The organism is Luteitalea sp. TBR-22 (genome assembly GCF_016865485.1).
Lineage (GTDB): Bacteria > Acidobacteriota > Vicinamibacteria > Vicinamibacterales > Vicinamibacteraceae > Luteitalea.
On sequence record NZ_AP024452.1, the window covers coordinates 4,379,575 to 4,404,294 of the forward strand.

Annotated in this window: 24 protein-coding genes; 9 read left to right on the forward strand and 15 right to left on the reverse strand. The window is 70.9% G+C overall.

Annotation, left to right across the window (positions count from 1 at the left end; all coding sequences use genetic code 11):
* Nucleotides 1–72: 72 nt before the first annotated feature.
* The gene (locus TBR22_RS18310) at nucleotides 73–435 is read left to right on the forward strand and encodes a PilZ domain-containing protein (RefSeq protein WP_239489293.1); all 363 of its coding nucleotides are present in this window, start codon (nucleotides 73–75) and stop codon (nucleotides 433–435) included.
* 144 nt (nucleotides 436–579) lie between these two features.
* Here TBR22_RS18310 and TBR22_RS18315 read toward each other — a convergent pair whose 3' ends face one another.
* The 4 genes from TBR22_RS18315 to TBR22_RS18330 form a co-directional block, all read right to left on the reverse strand.
* Nucleotides 580–1,944, reverse strand: a complete 1,365-nt coding sequence (locus TBR22_RS18315; RefSeq protein WP_239489294.1) for a M20/M25/M40 family metallo-hydrolase — start codon at nucleotides 1,942–1,944, stop codon at nucleotides 580–582.
* A 184-nt stretch (nucleotides 1,945–2,128) separates the two neighbouring features.
* A complete protein-coding gene (locus TBR22_RS18320; protein WP_239489295.1) occupies nucleotides 2,129–2,530 on the reverse strand; it encodes a gamma-glutamylcyclotransferase in 402 nt (133 codons plus the stop codon).
* A 155-nt stretch (nucleotides 2,531–2,685) separates the two neighbouring features.
* Nucleotides 2,686–3,726 carry a DUF3352 domain-containing protein gene (locus TBR22_RS18325; RefSeq protein ID WP_239489296.1) on the reverse strand — a complete coding sequence of 347 codons (1,041 nt, stop codon included), beginning with the start codon at nucleotides 3,724–3,726 and terminating at the stop codon, nucleotides 2,686–2,688.
* 162 nt (nucleotides 3,727–3,888) lie between these two features.
* Nucleotides 3,889–4,740, reverse strand: coding sequence for an ABC transporter permease (locus TBR22_RS18330; protein WP_239489297.1), 852 nt, complete (start codon nucleotides 4,738–4,740; stop codon nucleotides 3,889–3,891).
* Between the two features lie 95 nt (nucleotides 4,741–4,835).
* Between TBR22_RS18330 and TBR22_RS18335 the strand changes: the two genes are divergently transcribed.
* Nucleotides 4,836–5,201: a four helix bundle protein gene (locus TBR22_RS18335; protein ID WP_239489298.1), complete on the forward strand. Its 366-nt coding sequence runs from the start codon at nucleotides 4,836–4,838 to the stop codon at nucleotides 5,199–5,201.
* Between the two features lie 135 nt (nucleotides 5,202–5,336).
* On the opposite strand, the gene TBR22_RS18340 is transcribed toward TBR22_RS18335, so the two are convergent.
* The 6 genes from TBR22_RS18340 to TBR22_RS18365 form a co-directional block, all read right to left on the reverse strand.
* Nucleotides 5,337–6,308: an ABC transporter ATP-binding protein gene (locus TBR22_RS18340; RefSeq protein ID WP_239489299.1), complete on the reverse strand. Its 972-nt coding sequence runs from the start codon at nucleotides 6,306–6,308 to the stop codon at nucleotides 5,337–5,339.
* Entirely contained in the window at nucleotides 6,305–7,147 is an 843-nt protein-coding gene (locus tag TBR22_RS18345; protein ID WP_239489300.1) for an ABC transporter permease, read from the reverse strand. Before TBR22_RS18345 ends, TBR22_RS18340 begins: the two co-directional genes overlap by 4 nt.
* Entirely contained in the window at nucleotides 7,134–8,078 is a 945-nt protein-coding gene (locus TBR22_RS18350) for an ABC transporter ATP-binding protein (RefSeq protein ID WP_239489301.1), read from the reverse strand. Before TBR22_RS18350 ends, TBR22_RS18345 begins: the two co-directional genes overlap by 14 nt.
* 171 nt (nucleotides 8,079–8,249) lie before the next feature.
* Nucleotides 8,250–8,837 (reverse strand): HD domain-containing protein, encoded by a 588-nt coding sequence (locus tag TBR22_RS18355; RefSeq protein ID WP_239489302.1) that lies wholly within the window; start codon nucleotides 8,835–8,837, stop codon nucleotides 8,250–8,252.
* Nucleotides 8,834–10,324, reverse strand: coding sequence for an APC family permease (locus tag TBR22_RS18360; RefSeq protein ID WP_239489303.1), 1,491 nt, complete (start codon nucleotides 10,322–10,324; stop codon nucleotides 8,834–8,836). The genes TBR22_RS18355 and TBR22_RS18360 overlap by 4 nt, the downstream gene beginning before the upstream one ends.
* Before the next feature lie 101 nt (nucleotides 10,325–10,425).
* Nucleotides 10,426–10,863 carry an NUDIX hydrolase gene (locus TBR22_RS18365; RefSeq protein WP_239489304.1) on the reverse strand — a complete coding sequence of 146 codons (438 nt, stop codon included), beginning with the start codon at nucleotides 10,861–10,863 and terminating at the stop codon, nucleotides 10,426–10,428.
* 142 nt (nucleotides 10,864–11,005) lie between these two features.
* Between TBR22_RS18365 and TBR22_RS18370 the strand changes: the two genes are divergently transcribed.
* From TBR22_RS18370 to TBR22_RS18380, 3 genes are all read left to right on the forward strand, one after another.
* Nucleotides 11,006–11,383 carry a response regulator gene (locus TBR22_RS18370; RefSeq protein WP_239489305.1) on the forward strand — a complete coding sequence of 126 codons (378 nt, stop codon included), beginning with the start codon at nucleotides 11,006–11,008 and terminating at the stop codon, nucleotides 11,381–11,383.
* Nucleotides 11,384–11,473: 90 nt separating this feature from the next.
* Nucleotides 11,474–13,435: a PQQ-binding-like beta-propeller repeat protein gene (locus TBR22_RS18375; protein WP_239489306.1), complete on the forward strand. Its 1,962-nt coding sequence runs from the start codon at nucleotides 11,474–11,476 to the stop codon at nucleotides 13,433–13,435.
* On the forward strand, nucleotides 13,432–14,406 hold the full coding sequence (locus TBR22_RS18380) for a hypothetical protein (protein WP_239489307.1): 975 nt from the start codon (nucleotides 13,432–13,434) through the stop codon (nucleotides 14,404–14,406). Before TBR22_RS18375 ends, TBR22_RS18380 begins: the two co-directional genes overlap by 4 nt.
* A 67-nt stretch (nucleotides 14,407–14,473) precedes the next feature.
* On the opposite strand, the gene tsaD is transcribed toward TBR22_RS18380, so the two are convergent.
* Genes tsaD through TBR22_RS18405 form a run of 5 tightly spaced genes read right to left on the reverse strand, consistent with a single transcriptional unit; the run spans nucleotide 14,474 to nucleotide 19,309 of the window.
* Nucleotides 14,474–15,562, reverse strand: a complete 1,089-nt coding sequence (gene tsaD / locus TBR22_RS18385) for a tRNA (adenosine(37)-N6)-threonylcarbamoyltransferase complex transferase subunit TsaD (protein ID WP_239489308.1) — start codon at nucleotides 15,560–15,562, stop codon at nucleotides 14,474–14,476.
* Nucleotides 15,562–16,626 carry an S-methyl-5-thioribose-1-phosphate isomerase gene (mtnA, locus tag TBR22_RS18390; protein WP_239489309.1) on the reverse strand — a complete coding sequence of 355 codons (1,065 nt, stop codon included), beginning with the start codon at nucleotides 16,624–16,626 and terminating at the stop codon, nucleotides 15,562–15,564. The genes tsaD and mtnA overlap by 1 nt, the downstream gene beginning before the upstream one ends.
* Before the next feature lie 40 nt (nucleotides 16,627–16,666).
* Entirely contained in the window at nucleotides 16,667–17,104 is a 438-nt protein-coding gene (locus TBR22_RS18395; protein WP_239489310.1) for a cytidine deaminase, read from the reverse strand.
* Nucleotides 17,101–17,934 carry a purine-nucleoside phosphorylase gene (locus TBR22_RS18400; protein ID WP_239489311.1) on the reverse strand — a complete coding sequence of 278 codons (834 nt, stop codon included), beginning with the start codon at nucleotides 17,932–17,934 and terminating at the stop codon, nucleotides 17,101–17,103. The genes TBR22_RS18395 and TBR22_RS18400 overlap by 4 nt, the downstream gene beginning before the upstream one ends.
* A gap of 37 nt (nucleotides 17,935–17,971) precedes the next feature.
* The gene (locus TBR22_RS18405; RefSeq protein ID WP_239489312.1) at nucleotides 17,972–19,309 is read right to left on the reverse strand and encodes a thymidine phosphorylase; all 1,338 of its coding nucleotides are present in this window, start codon (nucleotides 19,307–19,309) and stop codon (nucleotides 17,972–17,974) included.
* A 29-nt stretch (nucleotides 19,310–19,338) separates the two neighbouring features.
* Between TBR22_RS18405 and TBR22_RS18410 the strand changes: the two genes are divergently transcribed.
* The 4 genes from TBR22_RS18410 to TBR22_RS18425 all read left to right on the forward strand — a co-directional run bounded on the left by TBR22_RS18410 (nucleotide 19,339) and on the right by TBR22_RS18425 (nucleotide 24,664).
* On the forward strand, nucleotides 19,339–21,021 hold the full coding sequence (locus tag TBR22_RS18410) for an amidohydrolase (protein WP_239489313.1): 1,683 nt from the start codon (nucleotides 19,339–19,341) through the stop codon (nucleotides 21,019–21,021).
* Nucleotides 21,011–21,472 (forward strand): hypothetical protein, encoded by a 462-nt coding sequence (locus TBR22_RS18415; RefSeq protein WP_239489314.1) that lies wholly within the window; start codon nucleotides 21,011–21,013, stop codon nucleotides 21,470–21,472. Before TBR22_RS18410 ends, TBR22_RS18415 begins: the two co-directional genes overlap by 11 nt.
* Nucleotides 21,473–21,602: 130 nt before the next feature.
* The gene (locus TBR22_RS18420; RefSeq protein ID WP_239489315.1) at nucleotides 21,603–22,928 is read left to right on the forward strand and encodes a Gfo/Idh/MocA family protein; all 1,326 of its coding nucleotides are present in this window, start codon (nucleotides 21,603–21,605) and stop codon (nucleotides 22,926–22,928) included.
* Nucleotides 22,929–22,939: 11 nt separating this feature from the next.
* Nucleotides 22,940–24,664, forward strand: coding sequence for an alkaline phosphatase family protein (locus TBR22_RS18425; protein ID WP_239489316.1), 1,725 nt, complete (start codon nucleotides 22,940–22,942; stop codon nucleotides 24,662–24,664).
* Nucleotides 24,665–24,720 lie beyond the last annotated feature (56 nt).

Sequence of the window (24,720 nt, forward strand, 5' to 3'; positions counted from 1 at the left end):
CTGCAGTCCGGGCACCCGCCTGCCGATTCCCGACAATGAGCGTGTGCCCCCGGCCGCCGCCACCGACGCCACATGTCCATCGAACAGCGCCAGCGCCCCCGCATCCCCCTCCCGAACGGCCTCAGCGGCGAAGTGACCGTCTACCGGCCGCTGTCGGTGAGCGACCTGTCGGCGTTCGGCGCCCGCGTCGAGACTCCCGAGCCGCTCCGCGTCAACTCGGTGCGCGCGTTCCGCCTCAACCTCGGCGAGCAGACCGTCGTGCTCAAGGGCCGGGTGTGCCACGCCAGCGTCCGGGCGCTCGACGACCACCTCGTCGTCTACACCTCGGGCATCGAGTTCCTCGACGTCCCGCCGATGGCCCGCATGGCCATCGAGCGCTTCCTCGAGCGCGTCGGCGGCCAGGTCATCACCGCCGAGCACGGGGAGATTCACTAGGCGCGGGAGTCGGGAGTCGGGAGTCGGGAGTCGGAAACAACCCCGCCCACGGCGTCCTTTCGGCAAACGGCGCTGGACTCCGTGTCACGAGAGCAGCAGGGTCTGCCTGCGGACCGACTCCCCATTCCCGACTCCCGACTCCCGTTACTTCGTCTTGACCTCCACCTTCCCTCGCGGCGGGTTCACGTACGCCGACACCAGACTCTCGTGGCCGCCCGGGCCGATCGCGGCCACACCGAAGACGTGGTCGTCGATCGACACATCGGGCAACACGATCTCGGTCACGTTGCCGACATGGCGCTCGAACTGCCAGTCGGTCGCCCACGAGTCACGCCAGAAGATGCGGTAGCCGACGGCTCCGGGTGACGCCTTCCAGCGCAGGCGCGCGTCGTAGCCAGTGGGGTTGCGGTCGAGCATCGGCGCGCCACGCTCCGTGGTCACGTCAGGCGCAGCGGGCGCGAGTGCCAGGGTCGCCACGCCGGCGACGTTCACGCGCGTGTTCCGCGCCAGGTACACCGGATCGACGCCGTCGGGCGTGTCAGCCACGAGGTGCTGGCGTGAGTAGTCCTCGTTGGCCTCGCTGAATCGCACGCCGGCGTACCCGCGCTGGTTGAACGCCGTGTGGTCCCCGCCGCGCCCGAACCGATCGTGCCGCGCGATCAACTGCACGCGATGGGACGGCACGTACCGCGCCGCGGCCCGCTTGATGAAGCGCGCCAACTGCCGCGACCCCGAATCCTCCGGTCCCTCCGCGAACACCCGCACCGTCTCCGCGTCGACGATCCCGTTGCCGCCGCGCGAGTTGCCGACGATGTCGTTGTTGAAGACGGCGTCGATCTCCGCCTTCTCTGCGAGTGCCTTCTGCGCGTGCAGGTGCGCCCCGACCAGGCCCTGCTCCTCGCCCGCGAACGCCACGAACACGAGCGTCGCGTCGAACTCCAGCCCGCTCTGCGCCAGCACCCGCGCCGCCTCCATCGTCAACGCGGTGCCGCTGCCATCGTCGTTGGCGCCGGGGGCCGGCAGGTCGCCGTTGGCCCAGTCGAAGCCGCCGTTGGCCGACGCCGGCCGGGGGCCGGTCGCGCCCGGCGCGGCCGCGGCTGGCGCCTCGGGACGCGCGACGGTGTCGTAGTGCCCGCTCACGTAGATCCGACGCGAGGTCTTGCCGGGCAGCACGGCGACGACGTTACGGATGCGCACGTCGCGCAGGATGCGCTCGCCCTGCGCGGGGATCTCGTAGTCGTCGAAGCTGACCTTGAGCCGTGGACTGGCGGCGACGAGCTGGTCGTGGATCCATTGGGCCGCGGCGCCGATGCCCCGGTTGGGGTCGGTCTGGCTCGAGAGGGTGTGCCGGGTGCCGAACGCGGCGAGCTTCTCGACCGTGGCCTTCAGGCGCTCGGCGGAGACCTGCGCGAGCGCGCGTTCGATGCGAGGGTCGGCGTCCTGCGCGGCGGCAGGCAGGGCGAAGGCCAGCGTCAGGCACGACGCGGCCAGGGCGATGGGGAGACGCATGGAGGCAAGCTTATCGTGACCGGTTACCGGGCACCGGGCAGCGGGCAGCGGGCACCGGGCACCGGGCACCGGGTCGCCAGCATCACCGAGCGTCGACATGAATGTCGACGCCCACGACTCGCGGTCGGGGCGTAGCCGTCGCCCTTGGGCGACGGTCAGCGATGGCGCGCGGTCAGGTCAGCGGTCAGCGTGCGCGGACGTGCTGGAGGTAGTCGCCCGAGGCGACGCGCTGCGCGCCGCCGAGCGGCGCGTTGTAGAAGTACACCCAGGCGTCGAGGGTTTCCCCCGTCTCGAGTTGCACGGGCGACAGGTGACGGGTGTAGAGGCTCTGCTCGGGGTGCCCCTCGCGATAGCCCTCGATCTCGTCGAGCGCCGCCAGGACGCCCGCGGGGTCGTCCATGTCGTACACCTCGCCCCAGACGCAGCCGTCAGGATCGGGGATGGCGGCGGGATAGATGCCGAGGTCGTACAGGGAGGCACGAATCCATCCGCGCCGACGGTGGCGCAGCTTGCCCTCGATGCCTGCCCGGCGACGCCGGTCGAAGCCCGTCATGAGGGTGCCGTAGAAGAACGCAGCCGAGCTCACGATACCTGGTTCCGGACAGGGATACGAGCGTAGGGAGGCCGCTTGCAGCCGCGCGCGGCATGTCCGGGAAACTCGAAGTCTAGCAGAAATGAATCGGGCCGGCCGAGGCTGCCCTCGTGCCGGCCCGTGTGGGTCGCGTGCGGGTTGCGCGCGCGTCAGTTCTCGGCGTTGCGGTGCATCTCGTGCAGCTGCTTCATGTGGTCGCCGTGCACCGCTGAGGCCTGCTTGACGATGACGTCGAGCATCTCGGCGGGGAGCGTCATGTGGACGGCGACGCCACTACCGGTGCCCTCGACGGTGACCGAGTTGAGCAGCGGCTTGAGCTCGGGCTTGGCCTCGAGCTGGAGGCGGGCCAGCGCGAGCACGCCCTGGACGACCTCGCGCATGTTCTTGCCGGCTTCCGCGTCCTTGCCCTCGGCGCGGACCGTGGCCGTGAGGCCGCCGTTGAGGTGGCCCGACGCGGCGAACCACCTGACCTCGGGGAGCTGCTGGCCGAGCACCTGGGCGCCGTCGCCGGTCGCCGCCACGCCGAGCACCTTCGGGCGACCGATGGCCCACACCGTGGAGTTCTGGTCGACGCTCTCGAGCATGCGGACGAACTCGCCGTCGCTGGTGATGCTCGCGGTGCCGTCGCCGGCGTTGCGGTCGATGGCGGCCTTGACGGCGGCCTCGGAGCCGACGATCACGAGGCCGGCGTTGACCAGCGCGATGCGCGGCGACTCGCCCTCCTCCTCGTGCGCCACGAGCAGGCGGGCGCCCTTGTAGTCGGTGAGCTGGCCGCCCTTGCTGGTCACCAGGGCCTCGATCTTGGCGATGTCGAAGCGACCGCGCAGGGCCACGAAGCCGCTGCCGTGGTTGGCCGTGCCGTCGGCGGCCGGGCTCATGGCGGCGATGACGGCGTCGATGTCGCGCTCGACGTCGATGCCGGTCTGCTCCTGGAACTCCTGTCGGCCCTTGCCCTCGTTGTCCATGAGGGTGTTCAGGCGCTGCCGGAACTCCGACGTCATCACCCCCTGCACGTTGGCGTAGGCCACCACGGCCGCGCCGGCAGGGACGAGCGACAGTTCGTCGGGTCCGGTGTTGCTGGCCAGGGCGCGGGGCATGCCGCCCATGTAGGCGACGGTGCCGGCCGCGAGGCCCGCAGTGAGGATGGCGGCCGAACCGAAGAGGAAGTAGCGGGTCTTTGCGGTGCTCATCGGAGGATCAACTCCCGGTATAGCCACTGTAACGTACCCGGCCCCGGGAAGGTTCCACGGCCGGGCTTGAAGGGGTGGGATGAATTGCGGGCACCGGGCACCGGAAACCGGGCACCGATATCCGGGCACCCGGGCGCCCGTACCCGGATCCCCATGCCCGTTCTACTGTTCGAGCACGTACTCCCGCCGCGCCACGGTCCGCATGGCCAGGGTGAGGCCGACTGCCACGATCACGGCCAGCCAGAACAGGCTGGTGCCGACGGCCGGGAACTCCCGGAAGAGCGACGTGAGGAGGCTGACGGTGCTGTCGTCGGCCGGCATCGCCTGCGGCACGAGGCCCTGCAGGTAATAGGCAACCGTGAACCGGCGCAGGTAGCCCGGGATGACCAGGATGGCCGGCTCCCAGGCGAACACGAAGGCCAGGCCGGTGAGCAGGGGCCGCTTGAAGCGGGCGCCGACCCAGGCGAACAGCGCCCCGTAGGTGGCCAGCCCGAGGGCGATCACCACGAGGTCCTTGACCAGGTCGAGGAAGCCGCCGGCGAGCGACCCGCCGGGCCGCGACATGATGAGCAGGTACACCAGCACGACCGACGGCAGCACCACGGCGATGGTGCACACCAGGTACGCCAGGTACTTGCCGAGCAGCACCGCGCCGCGCGGGATGGGCCGCGAGAACAGGTAGGTGATCGTCTTGTCCTCGACCTCGTCGGCCATCAGCGACGTGCCGTAGAACACCGCGAGCACGGGGACGGCGAAGCGCAGGTAGAACACCCACACCATCAGGCCGAAGATGGCGCCGCTGCCCACCCGCACGCCGTCGATCTGCACGCCGCCGCTGCCGGCCGAGAACATGTCGATGACGCGCACCATCAGCGCGATCAGCAGCGGCCCGCCGACCACCAGCGCCATGAACACCGTCCGCCGCGACCAGAGCATCTGGTCGAGGGAGAGGTCGAAGATGCGGGCGGCAGCGCGGGGGAGGGAGAGGCTCGCCTCAGCGCGGCTCGCAGGCACGGCGGGAGTCGGGAGTCGGGAGTCGGGAGTCGCCGAAGGGCCAGTCGACACAGGCAGCGCGTCAGTAGGCATGAGCATTGCTCCGAACGTTGGGCATGGGCATCGTACGTACCTATCAGGATCTCGAGGTGTGGCAGACGTCGATCGAACTCGCCGTCGACATCACACGACTGGCCAACCAGTTGCCACAGAGCGAGTTGTACGCGCTGGGGCTGCAGTTGCGCAGAGCGGCGATTTCGGTCCCCAGCAACATCGCCGAGGGATACGGCCGCTCGACACGGCCGGAATATGTGCGCTTTCTGCGCATAGCCCGAGGTTCCAATGCTGAAGTCTCCTCACTGCTCATCATCGCCACCCGGCTGGGCTACCTCAGTGAGGCACGAGCTGCACGCACCCGCGAAACCAACGATCGCATTGCCGCCATGCTGACTCGCCTGCTTCAGACGCTCGAAGGGCGTTGACTTGTCGACTGCCAGCGTTCCTTAAGGTGCAGTGACCCTGTATCTGTCATCCGCCGTGTGCGGGCCTTCCCCACTCCCCACTCCCGACTCCCGACTCCCGATTCCCGACTCCCGACTCCCGACTCCCGATTCCCGTCACTTCACCAGGTACCCAAACACCGCCGCGAGGTTATCGTCCGGCGACGTCACTTCGTCGATCCGGCCGAAGGGTTCCTCGGAAGCCAGCAGCGTCAGTTGCGTGTAGAACGTGTCGGGCGCGTCGGTCTCGACCACCAGGGCGTCGGCCTCGAAGCGCAGGCTGCGCACGTAGGGGTACGACAGGCACTCGCGCGCCAGTTCGCGGGGCCGCTCGGCGCGGATGTGCACCGTGTGCGGGTGGTGGTCGATCAGCGCGCGGATGTCGTGGACGTCGCCCTCGGCGAGGATGCGGCCGTTGTTGATGAGGAGCACGTTGCTCGTCATCGCCTCGACCTCGTGCAGGATGTGGCTCGACACCAGCACGCTGCGGCCGTCACGGGCCCACTCGCGGATGATGCGGATGGTGCGGCGGCGCATCAGCGGGTCCATGCCGGTGAGCGGCTCGTCGAGGATCAGCAACTCGGGGTCGTGGACCAGGGCCTGGGCGAGCTTGACGCGCTGCCGCATGCCCTTGCTGTAGGCGCCGATCTTCTTGTCGGCGGCGGGCACCAGGTCCACCGCCTCGAGGGCGCGCAACGCCGCGGCCTTCGCCTCGGTGCTGGAGTAGCCGTTGAGCCGCACCAGCGCCGACACCCACTCGAGGCCGGTCATCCGCTCGTAGAAGGCGTCCTGCTCGGGACAGAACCCGATGCGGGTGTAGGCCGCCGGGTTGCCCCAGATCGGCGCGCCGAGCACGGTGACGCTGCCCTTGCTCGGCTGCAGCTGCCCGGTGATCAGCTTCATGAACGTCGACTTGCCGGCGCCGTTGGGGCCGAGCAGCCCGGTGATGCCCGCCGGGATCGACACGCTGACGTCGTTGAGGCCGATGACCTGCCCGTACCACTTCGACACGTGGTCGGCGGTGATGATCGCGGCTCCCGGTCCTTCCCGATCCGCGGTCCGCGAGCCCCGCTCCGCGACGACGCTCATGCCACCACCTCCACGCCGCGCACGCGGCGCTCGAGCACCGAGGCGGCCACCGCCACCACCGCGACGAGCACGATGAACGACACGGCGACCGGCGTCTGGTGGCGCGGCGCCTGCCTGAAGATCACGTCACCCACCTGGTCGAGGCTCGCCTGGATCGAGACCCAGGACACCGCGGTGCTGCCGGTGATGAAGCGGAGGGCGTTGAACATCGCATCCGAGAAGATGAGCACGCCCGCGAAGAGGATGCCGACGAACCGGCTGCTGCGCGACAGCGACGAGAGCGCCGTCATCCCGAAGGTGATCACCAGGGTGAGCACGAGGCAGTAGAGCGTGATCGAGGCCACCAGCGAGGAGTTGGCCTTGAGGAACGTGAAGCTGCCCGAGAAGGCGATCTGCAGCACCAGGAGCAGGATGGCCGGTAGCCAGGTGATGGCGAGCAGGAACGTGGCGAGCACGGTCATCTTGCCGAGGATGTACTCGGCGCGGGTGACCGGCTTGGACAGGTACAACTGCAGCGCGTTGGCGCGTCGGTCGTTGGCGATGAGCCCGGCGCCGACGTACACGGTGACCAGGAACACGAAGATCTGCTGCTGGCCGAGGAAGTCGCGGAACGTCTGCGGCGTCGGCGCCAGGAACGTCGCCGCCTGCGAGAAGTTCGACGCCAGGAACAGCTGGCTGGCCCGGACGACGAACGGGATCCACGCGGCCAGCAGCAGGCCCAGGAAGGCCCGCTTCACGATGAACCCCATGAGACCGGCGCGGGCGATGACGGTCCAGGCGCTGCGCACCGGCCGGCGCTCGCCGGAGTAGCGCCGGTACGACTGGTCATGAATGGGCACGGCCGCCTCCTTCGATGGCGTCGATGAAGACGTCCTCGAGCGTCGGCACGCTCGGGCGCAGGTGACGCACCTGCATGTCCTGCGCCGCGGCGAGGGCGAACACGTCGCGCGCCGACCGGCCGGCCGGCACCAGCACCCGCATCACGTCCTCGTCGGTGCCGTGCGCCTCGAGCCCCTGCCCGCGCAGCACCTCGATGAAGCGCGGCAGGTCGCCCTTGATCCGCAGCTCGAACACGCTGCCGCCGGTGCCCTTCAGCGTCGCGATCGGCCCCTGCGTCGCCACCCGGCCCTTGTCCATCACGATGACGTGGTCGCAGGTGTGCTCGACGTCGGGCAGCAGGTGCGACGACAGGATCAGGTTGACCCGCTTGTTGTGCCCGAGGTCGTGGATGAGCGCGAGCATCTCGTCGCGGCCCTTCGGGTCCATGCCGTTGGTCGGCTCGTCGAGGAACAGCAGGTCGGGGTCGTGCACCAGCGCCTGCGCGAGCTTGATGCGCTGCTTCATGCCCGTCGAGTAGGTCTCGATGTTGCGGTAGCGCGCCTCGCCGAGGCCGACGTAGTACAGCACCTCGTGGGCGCGCTGCATCGCGTCCACCGGCGGCAACCCCGAGAGCTGCCCGCAGTAGGCGACGAAGGTCACCGCGTTCATCCCGGGGATGTGCGCGTCGTTCTCCGGCATGTAGCCGATGCGCGCCCGGATGTCCTGGGCCTTGTGGCGCACGTCGAGGCCGAGCACGGTCATCCGGCCCTGTGTCGGCACCACGAAGCCGAGCAGCGCCTTGATCATCGTGCTCTTGCCGGCGCCGTTCGGCCCGAGCAGGCCGACGGCCCCCGGCGGAAAGTGCGCCGCCACGCCGGCAAGCGCCTGATTCTTCCCATAGACGACGGTCACGTCGTCGAGGGCCACCACGGAAGAGGGATCGGGAGTCACGGGAGGTCGCGGGCGGTCGGGAATCGGGAATCGGGAATCGGGAATCGGGAGTCGGGAATCGGGAGTCGGGAGTCGGCTGCGGCCAGCCCTGAAGCCTGTCGCTTGTCGCCTGCTCTGCCTACATACGGACGGGGACGAACGGGAGTTCAGGAAAAGGCTACAGGCTCCGGCTCAGGGATCAGGGCGCGCGCTCCCCCGCAGCCCGAGGTCGTCGGCCACCTCACGCAACGACTCGATGACGTTGGCGATGTGGACCTCGAGCGGCAGCCCGAGCGACTCGGCGCCGGCGATCAGGTCCTCGCGGGGCACGGCCCGGGCGAAGGCCTTGTCCTTCATCCGCTTTTTCACCGAGGCCGCCTCGAGATCCATCACGCTCCTCGAGGGACGGACGAGCGCCGCGGCGGTGACGAAGCCCGACATCTCGTCGCAGGCGTACAGGACCTTCTCGAGCAGGCTGTCCCGGGTGACGCCGCTGTAGTCGGCGTGCGACAGGATGGCCCGCGTCACGACCTCCGGGTAACCGTGCTGCTTGAGGATCTCGACGCCCTTGTACGGATGCTCCTCCTGCGACGGCCAGCGCTCGTAGTCGAAGTCGTGCAGCAGGGCCGTCACGCTCCACAGCGCCTCGTCCTCGCCGAGGCGCCGCGCGTAGCCGCGCACCGCCGCCTCGACCGCGTAGGCGTGTCGCCGGAGGCTCTCGCCAGTGGTGTACTCGTGGAGCAGCGCCAACGCTGCGTCGCGATCCGGCGTCCAGCTCATGACCGGCTCCCCCGCGCCACCAGGTAGACCGGCACACCCGCCAGCACGATGGCCAGCCCCGGCCAGGTCGTCGCCGGGCGATAGGCGAAAAGGACGAACAGGATCGCGAGCGCCCCGAGGATGTAGAGCCCCGGCACGACGGGGTAGCCGAAGGCGCGATAGGGCCGGTGGGCGTCGGGCCGCGTGATCCGCAGCCGGAACAGGCCCGCGACGGTGAGCGCGTAGAAGATCAGCGCCGCCGAGATGACGTAGTCGAGCAGGTTCGAATAGAGGTTGCCGTACCGGCCGGTGGTCGCGTCGAAGGTGCGCGGCAGCACCAGCAGGACGGCCCACAGGCCCTGCAGCACCAGGCCGAAGGCGGGCACCCGGGCCGCGTTCAACTCCCCCGCCTGCCGGAAGAACAGGCCGTCCCTGGCCATCGCGTAGTACGCCCGGGCGCCGGCCAGCACCAGGCCGTTCACGCAACCGAAGGTCGAGACCATGATTGCCACCGCCATCGCCGCGGCGCCGACGCCCGGGAACACGGTGTTGAGCAGCAGCGTGGCCACCCGGTCGGACGGCGCCGACTGGATCGACTCGAGCGGCAGCGCCACCAGGTACGCGATGTTGGAGAGGATGTAGAGGCCGGTGACGATGGCCGTGCCGAGCACCATCGACAGCGGCAGCGTGCGCCGCGGATCCTTGACCTCGCCGGCGGTGAAACAGATGTTGTTCCACGCGTCCGACGAGAACAGCGACCCGGTCTGCGAGATGCCGATCGCGACGAACAGCCCGAACGCGGTCACGGCCGTCAGCCCGGGAGCCAGTTCCACCACGCCGCGCGGCTGCCAGAAGTTGCCGAAGTTGGCGGCGACCGCATCGGCGTTCCACCCGAGCAGCAGGCCGGCGGCGATGAGCGCCACCAGCGCGCCGGTCTTCGCGGTGGTGAAGACGTTCTGCACGATCTTGCCGTATTCGAGGCCGCGGGTGTTGGTCCAGGTGAGCAACGCGATCAGCAGCACGCCGAGCAACTGCGCCGTCGAGAGGGAGAGCGCGTAGCCCGACGTGACGTGGATCGGCGCGATGAGGTAGTGGTCCTCGGCGACCCACGGGAACAGCACGCCGGTGAACCGCGCGAACGCCACCGCAACGGCCGCGATCGTGCCCGTCTGGATGACCGTGAACAGCGTCCAGCCGTACAGGAAGCCCCACAGCGGCGAGAACGCCTCGCGCAGGAACACGTACTGCCCACCGGCCCGCGGCATCATCGCCGCGAGCTCGCCGTACGCGAGCGCGGCGCCGACGGTGAGCACGCCAGTGAGCAACCACGCCGCCAGCAACCAGCCAGGGCTGCCGATCAGCCGCGCCATGTCGGCCGAGACGATGAAGATGCCCGAGCCGATCATCGAGCCGACCACGACCATGGTGGCGTCGTAGAGGCCGAGCCCGCGCGTGAACTCGCTGTCGAGCCCGGCGTCCCGCGTCTCCGCGGGCGAGTTGGTCTGCATGGGTTGGGGAATATATCAGGGGCCGGGGATCGAGGGCCGGGCACCGGGCACCGGCGACAGATGTTGCCGTCGCGCTGGCGCGACGTGGCCGGCCACCGGCCTCACCAGTCGTGACGAAGGTCCATGGCCTTGCGGATCACGGAAGTGGCCTTGTCGGTCAGCTCATACGGCTCGAGCCCGCCGAACGGCGCCCACTCGGCCTCCGACACGTCGTCGCCCGCCTGCAGCGCCCCACCGACCGGCAGGCACAGGTAGTCGACCAGCACGAAGTGGTACTTCACGCGCCCGTCCTCGTCGCGCAGGATGCGGTCGAAGACCTCGATGACCGGGCCGACCCGGACAACCAGCCCGGTCTCCTCCACGAGTTCGCGCGCGACGCCCTCCTCGAGCCCCTCGCCGACCTCGAGGGTGCCCCCCGGGATGCTCCACCGGTTGGCGAGCGGTTCGTACCGGCGCTTGATCAGCACGACCCGATCCCCGTCGACGATCACGCCGCCGACGCCGACGATGGGACGGGTGGGATAGAGGCGTTGGGACACGAGGGGAGAGTAGCTCATGAGTCATGGGTCATGAGTGACGGAAGGACTGCGGGGAGAAGCAGGACAGGCAGCTCGGCTGTGCCGAAAAGTCGCGACGGCCAGTCGGTTCGCTCGTATGCTTGCGGCGACGCAAGGAGGCCCGGTGAAGCGTGTGCTCGTGGTGGACGACAACGTGGACTCGGCCGACAGCCTGTCGCTGCTGCTCGGGTTGATGGGGCATACCGTGTGCACGGCGCACGATGGTGCCGAGGCGCTGCAGAAGGCCGAGGCGTTCCGGCCCGAGCTGGTGCTGATGGACATCGGCATGCCGGTGATGGACGGGTGCGAGGCGGCGCGCCGGCTGCGCCAGGAGGATTGGGGCGGCGAGATGGTGCTGGTGGCCCTGACCGGCTGGGGACAGGACGAGGACCGGCGTCGCACCGAGGATGCCGGCTTCAATCACCACCTGATCAAGCCGATCGACCCGGTCGCGCTCGAGAAACTGCTCGACGAGACCGCCCCTCGGACGCAGTCACAGTAAGGCTGCGACGCGGTGATGCCGGCCAGGGTGAAGGCCGGCGGCCCAATGACGAAGGCCGCGCCGTCCTCCCTTGTCGTACGATCGCCGGACATGCGGTCGAGGCTGATTCTGGTGGTGGGCGCGGTGGCGCTCGCGATGGGCGTGGCGCCTGCCGGGGCGCAGTCGCCTCGCGGCAAGCGCGTCTTCGAGGCGCGCTGTGCGCTGTGTCACGGTGGCGATGGCAACGGCGGCGAGCGCGGCCCCGCCATCACGACGAGGCTGCCCGCACTGTCCGACGGCGACATCACCACTCTCGTGCGGCTCGGACGAGCGGCGCGGGGCATGCCCGCGCAAGCGGTGCCGCCGGCCGACATGGCGGCCCTGCTCCGCCACCTCCGCTCGATCGAACAGGCCGAGCCGCCCCTGCCCCGCCGGGTCGTGCAGACCGTCTCGGGTGATCGACTCGAGGGCGACATCCTCGGCGAAGGTCGTCAGGATCTGCAGTTGCGCACCGCCGACGGCACGATCCGCCTCTTGCGCAAGGCCGGCGGCGAGCGCGTGCGCGAGGTGACCTCCGACGTGGACTGGCCCGGCTACAACGGCGGGCCCGGCGGCAACCGCTTCACCACCCTCGACGGCATCACGCCCGCCAACGTGTCCCGCCTCGCGCCGCAGTGGATGACCACCATCGGCGAGGCGGGCTCACTGCAGGTCACCCCCGTGGTGGTGGGCGGCATCATGTACGTCGCCGCGCCGAACGAATGCGTGGCGCTCGACGCGGGCACGGGCCGTCGCCTGTGGCGGTACAAGCGGCCCCGCACCAAGGGCGTGTCCGGGGGCTGGGCCAACCGCGGCGTGGCCGTGGCCGGCCGGCGCGTCTTCATGATGACCGACCACGCCCACGTGATCGCGCTCGACCGCTTCACCGGCGCGCTGCTCTGGGACACGGCCCTGGCCGACTTCCGGCAGAACTACTCGGCGACCTCGGCTCCCCTCGTCGCCGGCGACCACGTGATCACCGGCGTGGCGGGCGGCGAGTTCGGCGCCAACGGCTTCCTGGTGGCCGTCGACCAGGCCACGGGCAAGGAGGCCTGGCGCTTCCACACCGTGCCGCGCCCCGGCGAGCCCGGCTCGGAGACCTGGCAGGGCAAGGACATCACGCACGGCGGCGCGCCCACGTGGTTCACCGGCAGCTACGACCCCGAACTGGACGTGGTCTACTGGCCGACCGGCAACCCGTCGAAGGAATACGACGGCTCGGACCGCAAGGGCGACAACCTGTACGCCTCGTGCATCCTCGCGCTCGATCGCCGGACCGGCCGTCTGCGCTGGCACTACCAGTTCACGCCCCACGACCTGTGGGACTGGGACGCGACGCAGACGTCGGTGATCGCCGACCTCGACTGGAACGGCCAGCCACGCAAGGTGCTGATCCACGCCGACCGCAACGGCTTCTTCTACGTGTTCGACCGCGTCACCGGCGAGCGCCTGCTCTCGACGCCCTTCGTCAAGAACCTCACCTGGGCCACCGGCATCGGCCCCGACGGCCGGCCGCAGCGCGTCGCCGGCCAGGAGCCCTCGCCCGCCGGCACGCGCGTCTGCCCCTCGCAGGACGGCGCCACCAACTGGTTCTCGCCGTCGTTCGATCCGGCCTCGGGCCTGTACTTCGTCCAGGTCTTCGAGAAGTGCAGCATCTACACGACGCGCCCGCAGGGCCCCTGGCGGCCCGGCAAGACGTACCTCGGCGGAAGCCAGCGCACCTCGCCCGACCCGGTGCCGCAGCGACTGCTGCGCGCCCTCGACGTCCGCACCGGCGCGATTCGCTGGGAGATGCCGCAGGTCGGCCCCGGCGAGTCATGGGGCGGCACCCTCGCCACGGCCACGGGACTGGTGTTCGTGGCCGAGGAGGGCGGAGCCTTCACGGCCGTCGACGGCAGGACGGGCACGCGCCTCTGGAGCTTCGACACCAACCAGGGCTGGAAGGCGTCGCCGATGACCTATCGCTTCGACGGGCGCCAGTACGTCGCCATCGCCGCCGGCTCGGTCGTGATGGCCTTCGCGGTCCAGGAGTGAGACACCACGCCATGTTCTGGGTGACGATGCTGATGATGCTGTTCGCGCAGGACGTGCCCGCCTCGTTCCCGCAGGCGACGATCACCAACGGCCGGGTGCGGGCCGTCGTCCTGCTGCCCGACGCCGGCGCCGGGTACTACCGCGGCACGCGCTTCGACTGGTCCGGTGCCGTCGCGAGCCTGCGGGCCGGCGACCACGAGTACTTCGGGCCGTGGTTCGAGACGCACGACCCGACGGGGCATGACGGCATCACCGGCCCCGTGGAGGAGTTCCAGGCCGGCGAGTCGTCGGTGGGCTACGCCGAGGCCGCGGCCGGCGGCACGTTCGTGCGCATCGGCGTGGGCCACGTCCGCAAGCCGGAGGAACCCGCATACCGGCGCTTCGGGACCTACCAGATCGTCGACCCCGGCACGTGGACGGTCGCCAGGGCAGCCGACCGCATCACCTTCACTCACGTGCTGGGCGAGGCCGGCGGCTACGCCTACGAGTACGTCAAGACCCTGCGCCTCGACGGCGACGCGCTCGTCATCGATCACGTGCTGCGCAACACGGGCCGCAAGCGGATCGAGACGCTGGTCTACGACCACAACTTCTTCACGCTCGACCGCCAGCCCACCGCCCCACCCGTCATCGTCCGCTTCCCCTTCGACCCGAAGCCGCTGCGCCCCGTCGAGCCGTTCGGCGAGATGGCCGGCCGCGAGCTGCGGTTCAGGAAGGCACTCGGGAAGGGCGAGCACGTGTTCACCGAGTTCGAGGGATTCGGCCCGACGGCGGCCGACTACGACTTCCGCCTCGAACATGCGGAGACGGGCGCGGGCGTCCGCATCCGGGGCGACCGACCGATCGCGAAGCTGATCTTCTGGTCGGCCTCGCGCACCGCCTGCCCCGAACCGTACGTCGACGCCAGCGTCGACCCGGGCCAGCAGACGACGTGGCAGATTCGGTACGACTTCTACGAGGTCAAGCGGTAGGGCGCGGTCTCCGACCGCGCCGCTGTCGATGGCGGCCGGGTGGGACACCCGGCCCTACCTGTGTGGCCTAGAGGCTCAGACTCGGGTCGGCGTTGAAGTCGAGGACCGCCCCGCGCGTCCCCGACTCCCACCGGCGAAGACCGGCGGCGGCGATCATCGCGGCGTTGTCGGTGGCCAGGGCGACGCTCGGCACGAACACCGGCAGGCCGACCGCGGCACCCCGCCTCTCCGCCTCGGCGCGCAGGCCGGCGTTTGCCGCCACGCCGCCGGCGATGCCGATCGCCCGTGCGTCGAACCACTCCGCCGCGCGGAACGTCCGGTCGAGCAACGTCTGCACGACGACGCGCTGGAAGCTGGCGCAGATGTCGTCCACGTCGGCATCGGTCAGCGGGCGCGCGCCGCCGTCGGTCGCCAGTTCGACATGCCGGCGCACCGCCGTCTTGAGGCCACTGAAGCTGAAGTCGGTCCGCCGCTTCAGCACCGACTCGAAGCCCGCCGGCAGGTGCGTGGCCGGCCCGGGTTCGCGCGCGTCGTGCGTCAGCTTGGGAATCGGGAACGCGATGGCGTGCGGATTGCCCTGCCGCGCCCGCCTGTCGACGATCGGCCCGCCCGGGTAGCCGAGCCCCACCAGCTTGGCCACCTTGTCGTATGCCTCACCGGCCGCGTCATCGCGCGTGCGCCCCACCAGTTGGTACACGCCGGCTGACGGCAGGTGGTACAGGCTGGTGTGCCCACCGGACACGACGAGCACGATGGCCGGATACGGCAACTCGCCGTTGTGCAGGACGAGCGACTCGATGTGGCCGGCCAGGTGATGGACCGGCACGACGGGGATGTTGCGCGCCGCGCCGACGGCCTTGGCAAAGCTCACGCCGACGAGCAGCGACCCCACAAGGCCCGGGCCCTGCGTCACGGCGATCGCGTCGATGCCGGCCCACGTCGCCTGCGCCTGGTCGAGTGCCTGCCCGACGACGCCGACGATGTCGCGCAGGTGCTGGCGGGCGGCCAGCTCGGGGACGACCCCGCCCCACTCCCGATGGATCGCCACCTGCGAGGCGACCACGCTCGATCGCAGCTGCCACGCCCCCGGCCCGGTGGCTTCGACCACCGCCGCGGCGGTTTCGTCGCAGCTGCTCTCGATGCCGAGCACGCGCATCAGCGTGCCGCGGCTGCCACGGGCTCGCCGAACATCGCCGCGAGCGACTCGGTGTACGGGGCGCGCGCCACGCCCTTCTCGGTGATGATGCCGGCGATGAAGCGGTGCGGGGTCACGTCGAACGACGGGTTGAACACCTTGGCGCCGACCGGCGCGATCTGCGTCGTCCCCACGTGCGTCACCTCCCTGGCGTGGCGTTCCTCGATGGGAATCGCGCTGCCGGCGGGGGTCCTCATGTCGACGGTCGACAGCGGCGCCGCGACGTAGAACGGAATGCCGTGCTCACGCGCCAGGACGGCCACCGAGTACGTGCCGATCTTGTTGGCCGCATCCCCGTTGGCGGCGATGCGATCGGCGCCGACGACGATGAAGTTGATGCGCCCGTCGCGCATCAGCACGCCCGCCATGTTGTCGGAGATGACGGTCGTGTCGATGCCGTCGCGCACGAGCTCCCACGCCGTCAGGCGCGCGCCCTGCAGCACCGGCCGGGTCTCGTCGGCGAACACCCGCACGTGGCGTCCCTGCTCGATCGCGCCGCGGATGACCCCGAGTGCCGTGCCGTAGCCCGCCGTCGCCAACGCGCCGGCATTGCAGTGCGTGAGGATACCCGCCTCGGCCGGCACGAGGGCGCCGCCATGGCGGCCGATGGCGCGGCAGCTCTCGAGATCCTCGTCGTGGATGGCCTGCGCCTCGGCCAGCATGATGGCGCGCAGGTCGTCGACGCTCGCGCCCGCGAGGACCCGCTCGGAGAACACGCGCTTCATGCGGTCGATGGCCCAGAACAGGTTGACCGCCGTGGGCCGCGTGCCCGCGAGCAGGTCGCAGTCCTTGAGGAACTCGGTCGTCAGCTGCTTGGTGCCGGCCGCCTTGCTGCGGCGCACCGACAGCGCCAGGCCGAACGCGGCCGAGACGCCGATCGCCGGGGCGCCACGGATGACCATCGTCTTGATGGCCCTGGCGACTTCAGCGGGGGTCTTGCAGGTGACGTAGATTTCGCGAGTCGGCAGCTTGCGCTGGTCCACCATGACCACCGCGTCGTCCTGCCAGGCGATTGTCGGAAGCATCCGACGATGATACCGACGGAAAGGGGAGAAGAGTAGAAGGCTACCCTTCCTTTTTCGCCGTTCCCAGGATCCGTCGGTCGAACGGCCATGGGAGGAGGGCGGCGAGGCCGAGGACGGCCTTCACCTCGGCCGGGGTCGCCATCACCACCGGGACATCGCCGCAGAATTCCCACAGGATCTGGCGGCAGGCCCCGCAGGGCGGGGTCGGCTCCTCGGTGTCGGCCACGACGACGACGGCGGTGAACTCGTCGGGGCGCATGCCCTCGGAAATCGCCTTGAACACGGCCACGCGCTCGGCGCACACGGTGAGGCCATAGGTGGCGTTCTCGACGTTGCAGCCCGTCACGATCCGCCCGTCGCGGTGGCGCAGCGCGGCGCCGACCGCGAAGTGCGAGTACGGCGCCCAGGCGTGCTGGCGGACGGCGCGGGCCGCCGCCACGAGCTCGTCGTCGCGGAAGTCGACCGCCTTGTCCGTCACGCCTTCACCATGCGCGCGATGAAGGCATCGAGCAGCGCGATGAACTGGCCGCGCACCCGCGCCGCGGTCTCCATCACCTCGTCGTGCTGCAGCGGCTGGTCCACCACCCCGGCCGCGGGGTTGGTGATGCACGAGATGCCGGCGACGCGGGCGCCCATGTGCCGCGCCGCGATGGCCTCGGGTACGGTGGACATGCCGACGGCGTCGGCACCCAGCGCCCGGAACGCACGAATCTCGGCCGGCGTCTCGTAGCTCGGTCCCATCGTGGCCAGGTACACGCCCTGCTGCAGTGGCACGCCGACGGCGGCCGCCGCCTCTACCGCCATCGCGCGGAGCTCGCGGTCGTACACGTAGGTCATGTCCGGGAAGCGCACGCCGAGCGCATCGACGTTCGGCCCGACCAGCGGATTGGCGCCGAGCAGGTTGATGTGGTCCTCGATCAGCATCAGCGCGCCCTGCGTGAACGCGGTGTTGATGCCCCCCGCTGCGTTGGTGAGCAGGATGCGCGGCACCCCCCAGCGCGCCATGGCGCGGACGCCGAAGACCGCCCGCGACACGTGATGCCCCTCGTACAGGTGCGCCCGGCCAGAGAGCGCCGCGACACGCGCGCCGGAGGCGTGCGTCCCGACCACCAGCTTGCCGGCGTGGCCCACCACGGCCGACGAGGGCCATTCGGGAATGGCGGCGTAGGGCAGCACCGTGGCATCGGCCAGGGTCTCGGCGAAGGCACCGAGGCCGGAGCCGAGCACCACGGCGACGTCCGGCGCGGCGCCGGCGCGCTGGCGCAGGACGGAAACGGCGTTGTCGAGGGACGAAAGCAGGTCGGACATGGCAACGACTCGAGGCTCGGGACTCAGGGTTCAGGGCTCAGGGCGCATGGTAATCGGGGCGTTCGCGGGCCAGGCCGAGGCGGTCGAGGATCAGCGGACGCGGCGCGGGCGGGCCGTCGGTGATCGTGATCGCCGGGACGATGCCGGCGCGGGCCGTGTCGGCGTCACCGGCGCTGTTGGCGTGGATCCGGATCAGTGGCGTGCCGATCTCCACGCGATCGCCCGGCATCGCCAGGAGCTCGAATCCGACACCGGGATCGACCGCGTCCTCGGCCCTTGCCCGGCCGGCGCCGAGCGCGACCGCCGCGCGGCCGATCATGCCGGCATCGTACCGGGCCAGGAACCCGGCGGCCGTCGCCAGGACGTCGGCCTGCACGGGCGCCTTCGGCAGCGTGTCGGGATCGTCGATCATCCCGACGTCGCCGCCCTGGCGTTCGACGATGCGGCGGAACATCGCGAGGCCGCGACCGTCGACGAGCGCCTCGCGCACGGCCGCGCGGGCCTCGGCCACCGACGGCCGGCCGTTGCCGAGCCACAGCATCAGCGCCGCAAGTTCGACCGAGAGATCCACGAGATCGGATGGGCCGCCGCCCCGCAGCACGTCGACGCATTCGCGCACCTCGAGGGCGTTGCCGATCATCCGGCCGAGGGGCACGTCCATCTGCGTGAGCAGCGCCGCGACGCGCAGTCCCGAGCGCTCCGCCAGGCCGACGAGCGCGTCGGCGAGGGCGCGCGCATCCTCCTCGCGCGCCATGAAGGCGCCGCTGCCGGTCTTGACGTCGAGCACCAGGGCGTCGATGCCCTCGGCGATCTTCTTGCTCAGGATGGAGGCGCAGATGAGCGGCAGGCTCTCGACGGTGGCCGTCACGTCGCGCAAGGCGTAGAGCGTGCGATCGGCGGGCGCCACCTCGTCGGTCTGGCCGATCAGGGCGCAGCCGAGCTCGGCCACCTGTTGGCGGTACTCGTCGAGCGTGAGGCGCGTGCGGAAGCCACGGATGCTCTCGAGCTTGTCGAGCGTGCCGCCGGTGTGACCGAGGCCGCGGCCCGACATCATCGGCACGGGCACGCCCAGCGCCGCGACCACCGGCGCGATGACCAGCGACGTCTTGTCGCCGACGCCGCCGGTGCTGTGCTTGTCGACCTTCACGCCCGGAACGGCCGACAGGTCGACGCGGACGCCCGACCGCACCATCGCGTCGGTGAGCCAGGCGGTCTCCTCGGGCGACATGCCGCGCAGCCACACGGCCATCAGCCACGCCGACAACTGATAGGGCGGCACCGATCCATCGGAGGCGCCGCGGACCATCCACGTGATCTGGTCGCGGGTGAGGGCGTTGCCGTCGCGCTTGGCGCGGATGATGTCGACCGCACGCATGAGGGGCGTCAGTATACTGGCTCGCCTCCATGCCCCGAATCCTGTCGTTGCTCCTGGCCCTGGCCGTCGCCGGCGCCGCCACGGTCGCGCGCGAGGCGCAGCCGCCCGCCGCGCCCGCCGACCTGATCGTCACCAACGCGCGCGTCTACACCGTCGACCAGGCGCGCCCCGAGGCGCAGGCGGTCGCCGTCCGCGGGAACCGGATCGTGGCCGTCGGCACGACGACCGAGGCGCTCGCGCTGAAGGGCCCCGCAACGCAGGTGATCGACGCCGTCGGACGCGCCGTCATCCCCGGCCTGCACGACGCGCACGGGCACGTGCTCGGGCTCGGCCAGGGCCTGCAGGATCTCGACCTCCGCGGCACGACGAGCGCCGCGGCCATCGCCGAGAAGGTCCGCGCCAGGGCCGCGACCCTGCCCAGGGGCCAGTGGATCCAGGGCCGGGGCTGGGACCAGAACGACTGGGCCGATACGGCGTGGCCGACCGCCGCGGTGCTCGACGCGGCGGCGCCCGACCATCCCGTGTTCCTGTCGCGGGTGGACGGACACGCCGCCTGGGTGAACCACGCAGCCCTCGCGGCTGCCGGGGTGACGGCGAGCGTCGCCGACCCGGAGGGCGGTCGTGTCATCCGGAACGCCGCCGGCGCGCCCACCGGGGTGCTCGTCGACACCGCGCAGGCGCTGGTGTCGCGCCGCATCCCGGCGCCGACGCGCGCCACGCTGCGCGAGCGACTCCGGCTCGCCGACGACCTGCTCGCGCGCCTCGGGGTCACGATGGTCCACGACGCGGGCGTGGCCTGGGACGACGCCGCGATGTACCGGGCGGTGGCCGACGAGGAGCGACTGAAGACGCGGCTGTACGTGATGCTGCGCCCGCCACGCCAGGGTGAGACGCTGCCCCGCCCGCTGATCGGCCACGCCGCGCACCTGCTCACCGTCCGTGCGGTGAAGCTGGTGGCCGACGGCGCGCTCGGATCGCGCGGCGCGGCGCTGCACGATCCCTACACCGACGAGCCCTCGACGCGGGGCCTGCTGGTGACCTCACCCGAGCAGTTGCACGCGCAGGCGCTGGCGGCGGTCAGGGCCGGCTACCAGCCGTGCATCCACGCGATCGGCGATCGGGCCAACACCGCGGTGCTCGACCTGTTCGAGCAGCTGCAGCGCGAGGTGCCGGGCAGCCGCGCCCTGCGCATGCGCAACGAGCACGCGCAGATCCTGCGCCCCGCCGACATCCCGCGGTTCGCCGCGCTCGACGTGATCGCCTCGATCCAGACGACGCACGCGACGTCGGACATGCCGTGGGCGGCGCGACGGCTCGGTGAGGCGCGCACGCGGGCCGGCGGCTACGTGTGGCAGGCGCTGAAGCAGTCGGGGGCCCGGCTGGCCAATGGGTCCGACTTCCCCGTCGAGGAGCCCAATCCGATGTTCGGGTTCTACGCGGCCGTCACACGCCAGGACCGGCAGGGTCAGCCGCCCGACGGCTGGATGCCCGACCAGCGGCTGTCGCGCGCCGAGGCCCTGCACGCCGCCACGGCGGGCGCAGCGTATGCCGCGCACCTCGAACGGGACCTCGGCGTTCTCCGGCCGGGCATGCTGGCCGACCTGTTGGTGCTGTCGGACGACATCATGCAGGTGCCGGCCCCGCGCATCCTGGAGGCGCGACCGCTGGTGACCATCCGAGGCGGCCGGGTGACCTTCCGAGATGGCCTCTGAAGCGACGCGCGCGTTGCTGGCCGGGGCCGCGACCCTGGTCCTGGCGCTGGCGGCCCTGACGATCCAGACCCTCCGGATCCCGGGACACGCGCCGCACCGCGTCGTGGCGGAATTGCGCCTGGCGCAGGCCGCGGCGGTCCTCCTGGCCTTCTCCGCCGCGTTCCTCGCCGGCATGGGCGCGTCGGCGGCGGGTCCGGTGGCGGCCCTGGACATGGCCTGCGCGGTGCTGGCCTGTGGCCTGGCCCTGATGACGCTCGTGCGCGATCCACGCGCCGCGCTGGCCTGGTTGGGCGCCGCGTTCCTTGGGCGCGCCGTCCTCGACCTCGGGCACGCGCTCGGCTGGCTCCCGCCGGTGGCCGCGCCCCGCGGCGTCCTGGCCGGCAGCCTCGTGGCCAACCTGTGCGCGGCCGCCTGCTGCGCCCTGCCGTTGCTGAGGACTCCTCTCAGGTAGAGCGCGGTCTTCGAGACCGGTGGGTTCATGGCAGACGCCGGCGCGGGACACGCCGCCCTGGCTCGAACGCCGTAGACTAGGAGGCCGGGCCGCGCCGGTGCGGCCCTCCCCTCCCGGAGGATCGTTGCCGATGTCGTCTTCCCTCAGCCGCCGCCGTTTCCTGCACGAACTCGCCGCCGCCTCGGCCGCCGTCCCGCTGGCCGCCCGGCTGGCGCAGGCGCAGGCGGGGCGCAAGGTGCGCCATGCCAGTTTCGGGGCCTCGGGCATGGCCTTTGCCGACATCCGCAGCTTCTCGAGTCACCCGGCGTTCGACCTCGTGGCGGTCGCCGACGCCGACCTGTCGCGCACCGAACAGGTGAAGAAGCTGTTCCCCAACGTCAAGGTCTACCAGGACTGGCGCGAACTGCTCCGCAAGGAGCACGACAACCTCGACTCGGTGAACGTGTCGACGCCTGACCACATGCACGCGCCGATCGCGATGGCGGCGATGTCGTACGGCAAGCACGTGTACGTGCAGAAGCCGCTGGCCACGACGGTCCACGAGACCCGCATGCTGGCGCAGACGGCGCGCCAGCGACGGCTCGTGTCGCAGATGGGCATCCAGATCTCGTCGCACCCGACGCAGTTGGCCACCGAGGCGATGATCCGCAGCGGCGTGATCGGCAAGATCACCGAGGTCCACACCTTCTGCGACAAGACGTGGGGCGACATGAACCCCATCCCGGCCGGCTCCGATCCGATTCCCGAGTCGCTGAACTGGGACTTCTGGCTGGGCGTGAGCGAGAAGCGCCCGTACAAGAAGGACGTCTACCACCCGGGCAACTGGCGCAAGCGCGTCGGCTTCGGCACCGGCACCCTCGGCGACATGGGCTGCCACATCTTCAGCACGCCAATCCGCGGCGTGAACCTGTACCTGCCGACGTCGGTCACCTCGTACGGCCCCGGCTCGGTGCACGGCAACTGGCCGATCGACGCGAAGATCAAGTTCGTGTTCCCGGGCACCACGCTCACCGCCGGCAGCACGCTGGACTTCTGGTGGTACGACGGCGCGACGCGGCCACCGCAGAACGTCGCCGATGCGGTCGGCGGCAAGGTGCCGGGCTCGGGCGCGGTGATCATCGGCACCGAGGGGGCGATCCTGCTGCCCCACATCGGCGCGCCGACCCTGCACCCGGCCGAGAAGTTCGCGGGCCGCGCGGTGCCGCAGGTGGTGGAGCGCAACCACTACCACGAGTTCCTCGACGCGGTGCTCAAGGGCCCCGGCACCACCTGCTCGGCGGGCTTCGATTACGCCTCGCTGGTCACCGAGGCCGTGCTGCTGGGCAGCGTGGCCGAACACTTCCCGAACGAGACGCTGGCGTACGACCCGGCCGCCATGCGCGTCACCAGCCACAAGGCGCCGAACGCCCTCCTGCGTCGGTCGTTCCGCAAGCAGTTCCTGCTCGAGCGGCTGTAAGGCGGGCGGTCGTGACCACGCACCTGCGCCGGCTGCTCGGCGCGTTCCTCTCCTGTTGCACCCTGGCGCTCGCGGCCTCACCGGCCGCGGCGCAGGAGACCGCGCCGCCGCCGGCGCCCCGCCCGACACGCCCGAAGCTGGTCGTCGTCCTGGTCATCGACCAGTTCCGCGGCGACTACGTGGACAAGTACGGCCACCAGTGGCGCCACGGCCTGCGTCGCCTCTTCGACGAGGGCGCGTACTATACCGAGGCCGCGTACCGCTACGCGAGCACGATGACCTGCGCCGGGCACGCCACCATCGGCACCGGCGCCACGCCGCAGATCCACGGCATGATCTCGAACGTCTGGTACGACCGCGGCGTCGGCCACGACGTGGCCTGCACCGACGACCGGACGGTCACCAACGTGACCTACGGTGCCTTGCCGGCACGGAGCGGCGACAGCGGCGCGCAGATGGCCACCCCGACGCTGGCCGACGAGATGCGGGCGCAGCTCGGTCCGTCGACGCGCGTCGTGACGTTCTCCATGAAGGCACGCGCGGCCATCACGCTGGCCGGGCACCGCTCCACGCTCTCGGCGTGGTACGACGGCGCGCGCGGTTTCGTCAGCTCGCCGGCCCTGAACGGGCCGGAGCGGCACCCGTTCCTTGCCTCCTACCTGCCGGCGCACCCCGTCGAGCGCGACGCCAACGAGGTGTGGACCCGCCTGCTGCCGGAGCAGGCGTATTCGTATACGGACGACGGCGCCGGCGAGGCCGGCACGGGCGCGCTCTTCCCGCATCGGCTGTCGACGCCGACCGGCGACGGATCCATCGACCCGGCCTTCTACGCCAACTGGCAGATGAGCCCGTTTTCCGATGCCTTCCTCGGCAGGATGGCGGCGGCGGCGGTGACCGACATGCGCCTCGGGCGAGGGCCGGGCACCGACTTCCTCGCCGTGAGCTTCTCGGCCCTCGACACGGTGGGCCACGCCTACGGCCCTCGCAGCCATGAGGTGCAGGACGTGCTGGCGCGGCTCGACCTGACGATCGGGCATCTGCTCGAGTCGCTGGATGCGCAGGTCGGGCGCGAGCACTACGCGCTCGCGCTGACGGCCGACCACGGCGTCAGCCCGATCCCCGAGCAGATGCGCGAACTCGGCCTCGGCGGTGGCGTGGTCGATCGCAAGGCCATCGCCACGGTGCTGGCCGCGAGCCTGGGCGGCAGCCTGCTCGACAGCCTGACGGGCTCGGAGCTGTACCTGTCGCGCGACGCGGCCTCGCGATTGACGACGCTGGACAATCGTGACTGGGAGTCGCTGCGCAGCACGCTCGAGCAGATCCCGGGCATCTCCCGCGTGTGGCGCACCAGCGACCTGCTGGCGGGGCGCTACGAGGCAGAGTCCGATCCGCTGGCCCATGCCGCCCGCCTGAGCGCCTATCCCAACAGGTCCGGTGACCTGATCTACATCACCGACCCGTACTGGTTCCCTTACCAGATCACCGCCACGCACGGCACGCCGTACCAGTACGACCAGCACGTGCCGATGGTGTTCCTGGGGCCACAGTTCCGGCGTGGGCGCTACACGGCCACCGCGAGCCCGGCCGACGTGGCGCCGACCCTGGGCCGGCTGGTCGGCGTGACGCTCCCCGCTGCCGACGGCGCCGTTCGCGCCGATGCCTTCGCGACGCCACCCGGGCTGCCCGCACCGACGGCCACGGCGGGCGGCGCCGGCACCGGTCACGACGAACCTTGACCCCGTCGGGGGCGACACCCACAATGCAGGGGTCGGCCCCTGCCGGGTGCGTCTCC

Bases quoted from the DNA above. Each gene is read 5' to 3' on its own strand.
- TBR22_RS18355 (WP_239489302.1), bottom strand. From the start codon at position 8,837: ATGAGCTGGACGCCGGATCGCGACGCAGCGTTGGCGCTGCTCCACGAG.
- TBR22_RS18420 (WP_239489315.1), top strand. From the start codon at position 21,603: ATGTCGTCTTCCCTCAGCCGCCGCCGTTTCCTGCACGAACTCGCCGCC.
- TBR22_RS18310 (WP_239489293.1), top strand. From the start codon at position 73: ATGTCCATCGAACAGCGCCAGCGCCCCCGCATCCCCCTCCCGAACGGC.
- TBR22_RS18375 (WP_239489306.1), top strand. From the start codon at position 11,474: ATGCGGTCGAGGCTGATTCTGGTGGTGGGCGCGGTGGCGCTCGCGATG.
- TBR22_RS18405 (WP_239489312.1), bottom strand. From the start codon at position 19,309: ATGCGTGCGGTCGACATCATCCGCGCCAAGCGCGACGGCAACGCCCTC.
- TBR22_RS18360 (WP_239489303.1), bottom strand. From the start codon at position 10,324: ATGCAGACCAACTCGCCCGCGGAGACGCGGGACGCCGGGCTCGACAGC.
- TBR22_RS18335 (WP_239489298.1), top strand. From the start codon at position 4,836: ATGGGCATCGTACGTACCTATCAGGATCTCGAGGTGTGGCAGACGTCG.
- TBR22_RS18325 (WP_239489296.1), bottom strand. From the start codon at position 3,726: ATGAGCACCGCAAAGACCCGCTACTTCCTCTTCGGTTCGGCCGCCATC.
- TBR22_RS18415 (WP_239489314.1), top strand. From the start codon at position 21,011: ATGGCCTCTGAAGCGACGCGCGCGTTGCTGGCCGGGGCCGCGACCCTG.
- TBR22_RS18315 (WP_239489294.1), bottom strand. From the start codon at position 1,944: ATGCGTCTCCCCATCGCCCTGGCCGCGTCGTGCCTGACGCTGGCCTTC.
- mtnA (WP_239489309.1), bottom strand. From the start codon at position 16,626: ATGCTTCCGACAATCGCCTGGCAGGACGACGCGGTGGTCATGGTGGAC.
- TBR22_RS18400 (WP_239489311.1), bottom strand. From the start codon at position 17,934: ATGTCCGACCTGCTTTCGTCCCTCGACAACGCCGTTTCCGTCCTGCGC.
- tsaD (WP_239489308.1), bottom strand. From the start codon at position 15,562: ATGCGCGTGCTCGGCATCGAGAGCAGCTGCGACGAAACCGCCGCGGCG.
- TBR22_RS18410 (WP_239489313.1), top strand. From the start codon at position 19,339: ATGCCCCGAATCCTGTCGTTGCTCCTGGCCCTGGCCGTCGCCGGCGCC.
- TBR22_RS18340 (WP_239489299.1), bottom strand. From the start codon at position 6,308: ATGAGCGTCGTCGCGGAGCGGGGCTCGCGGACCGCGGATCGGGAAGGA.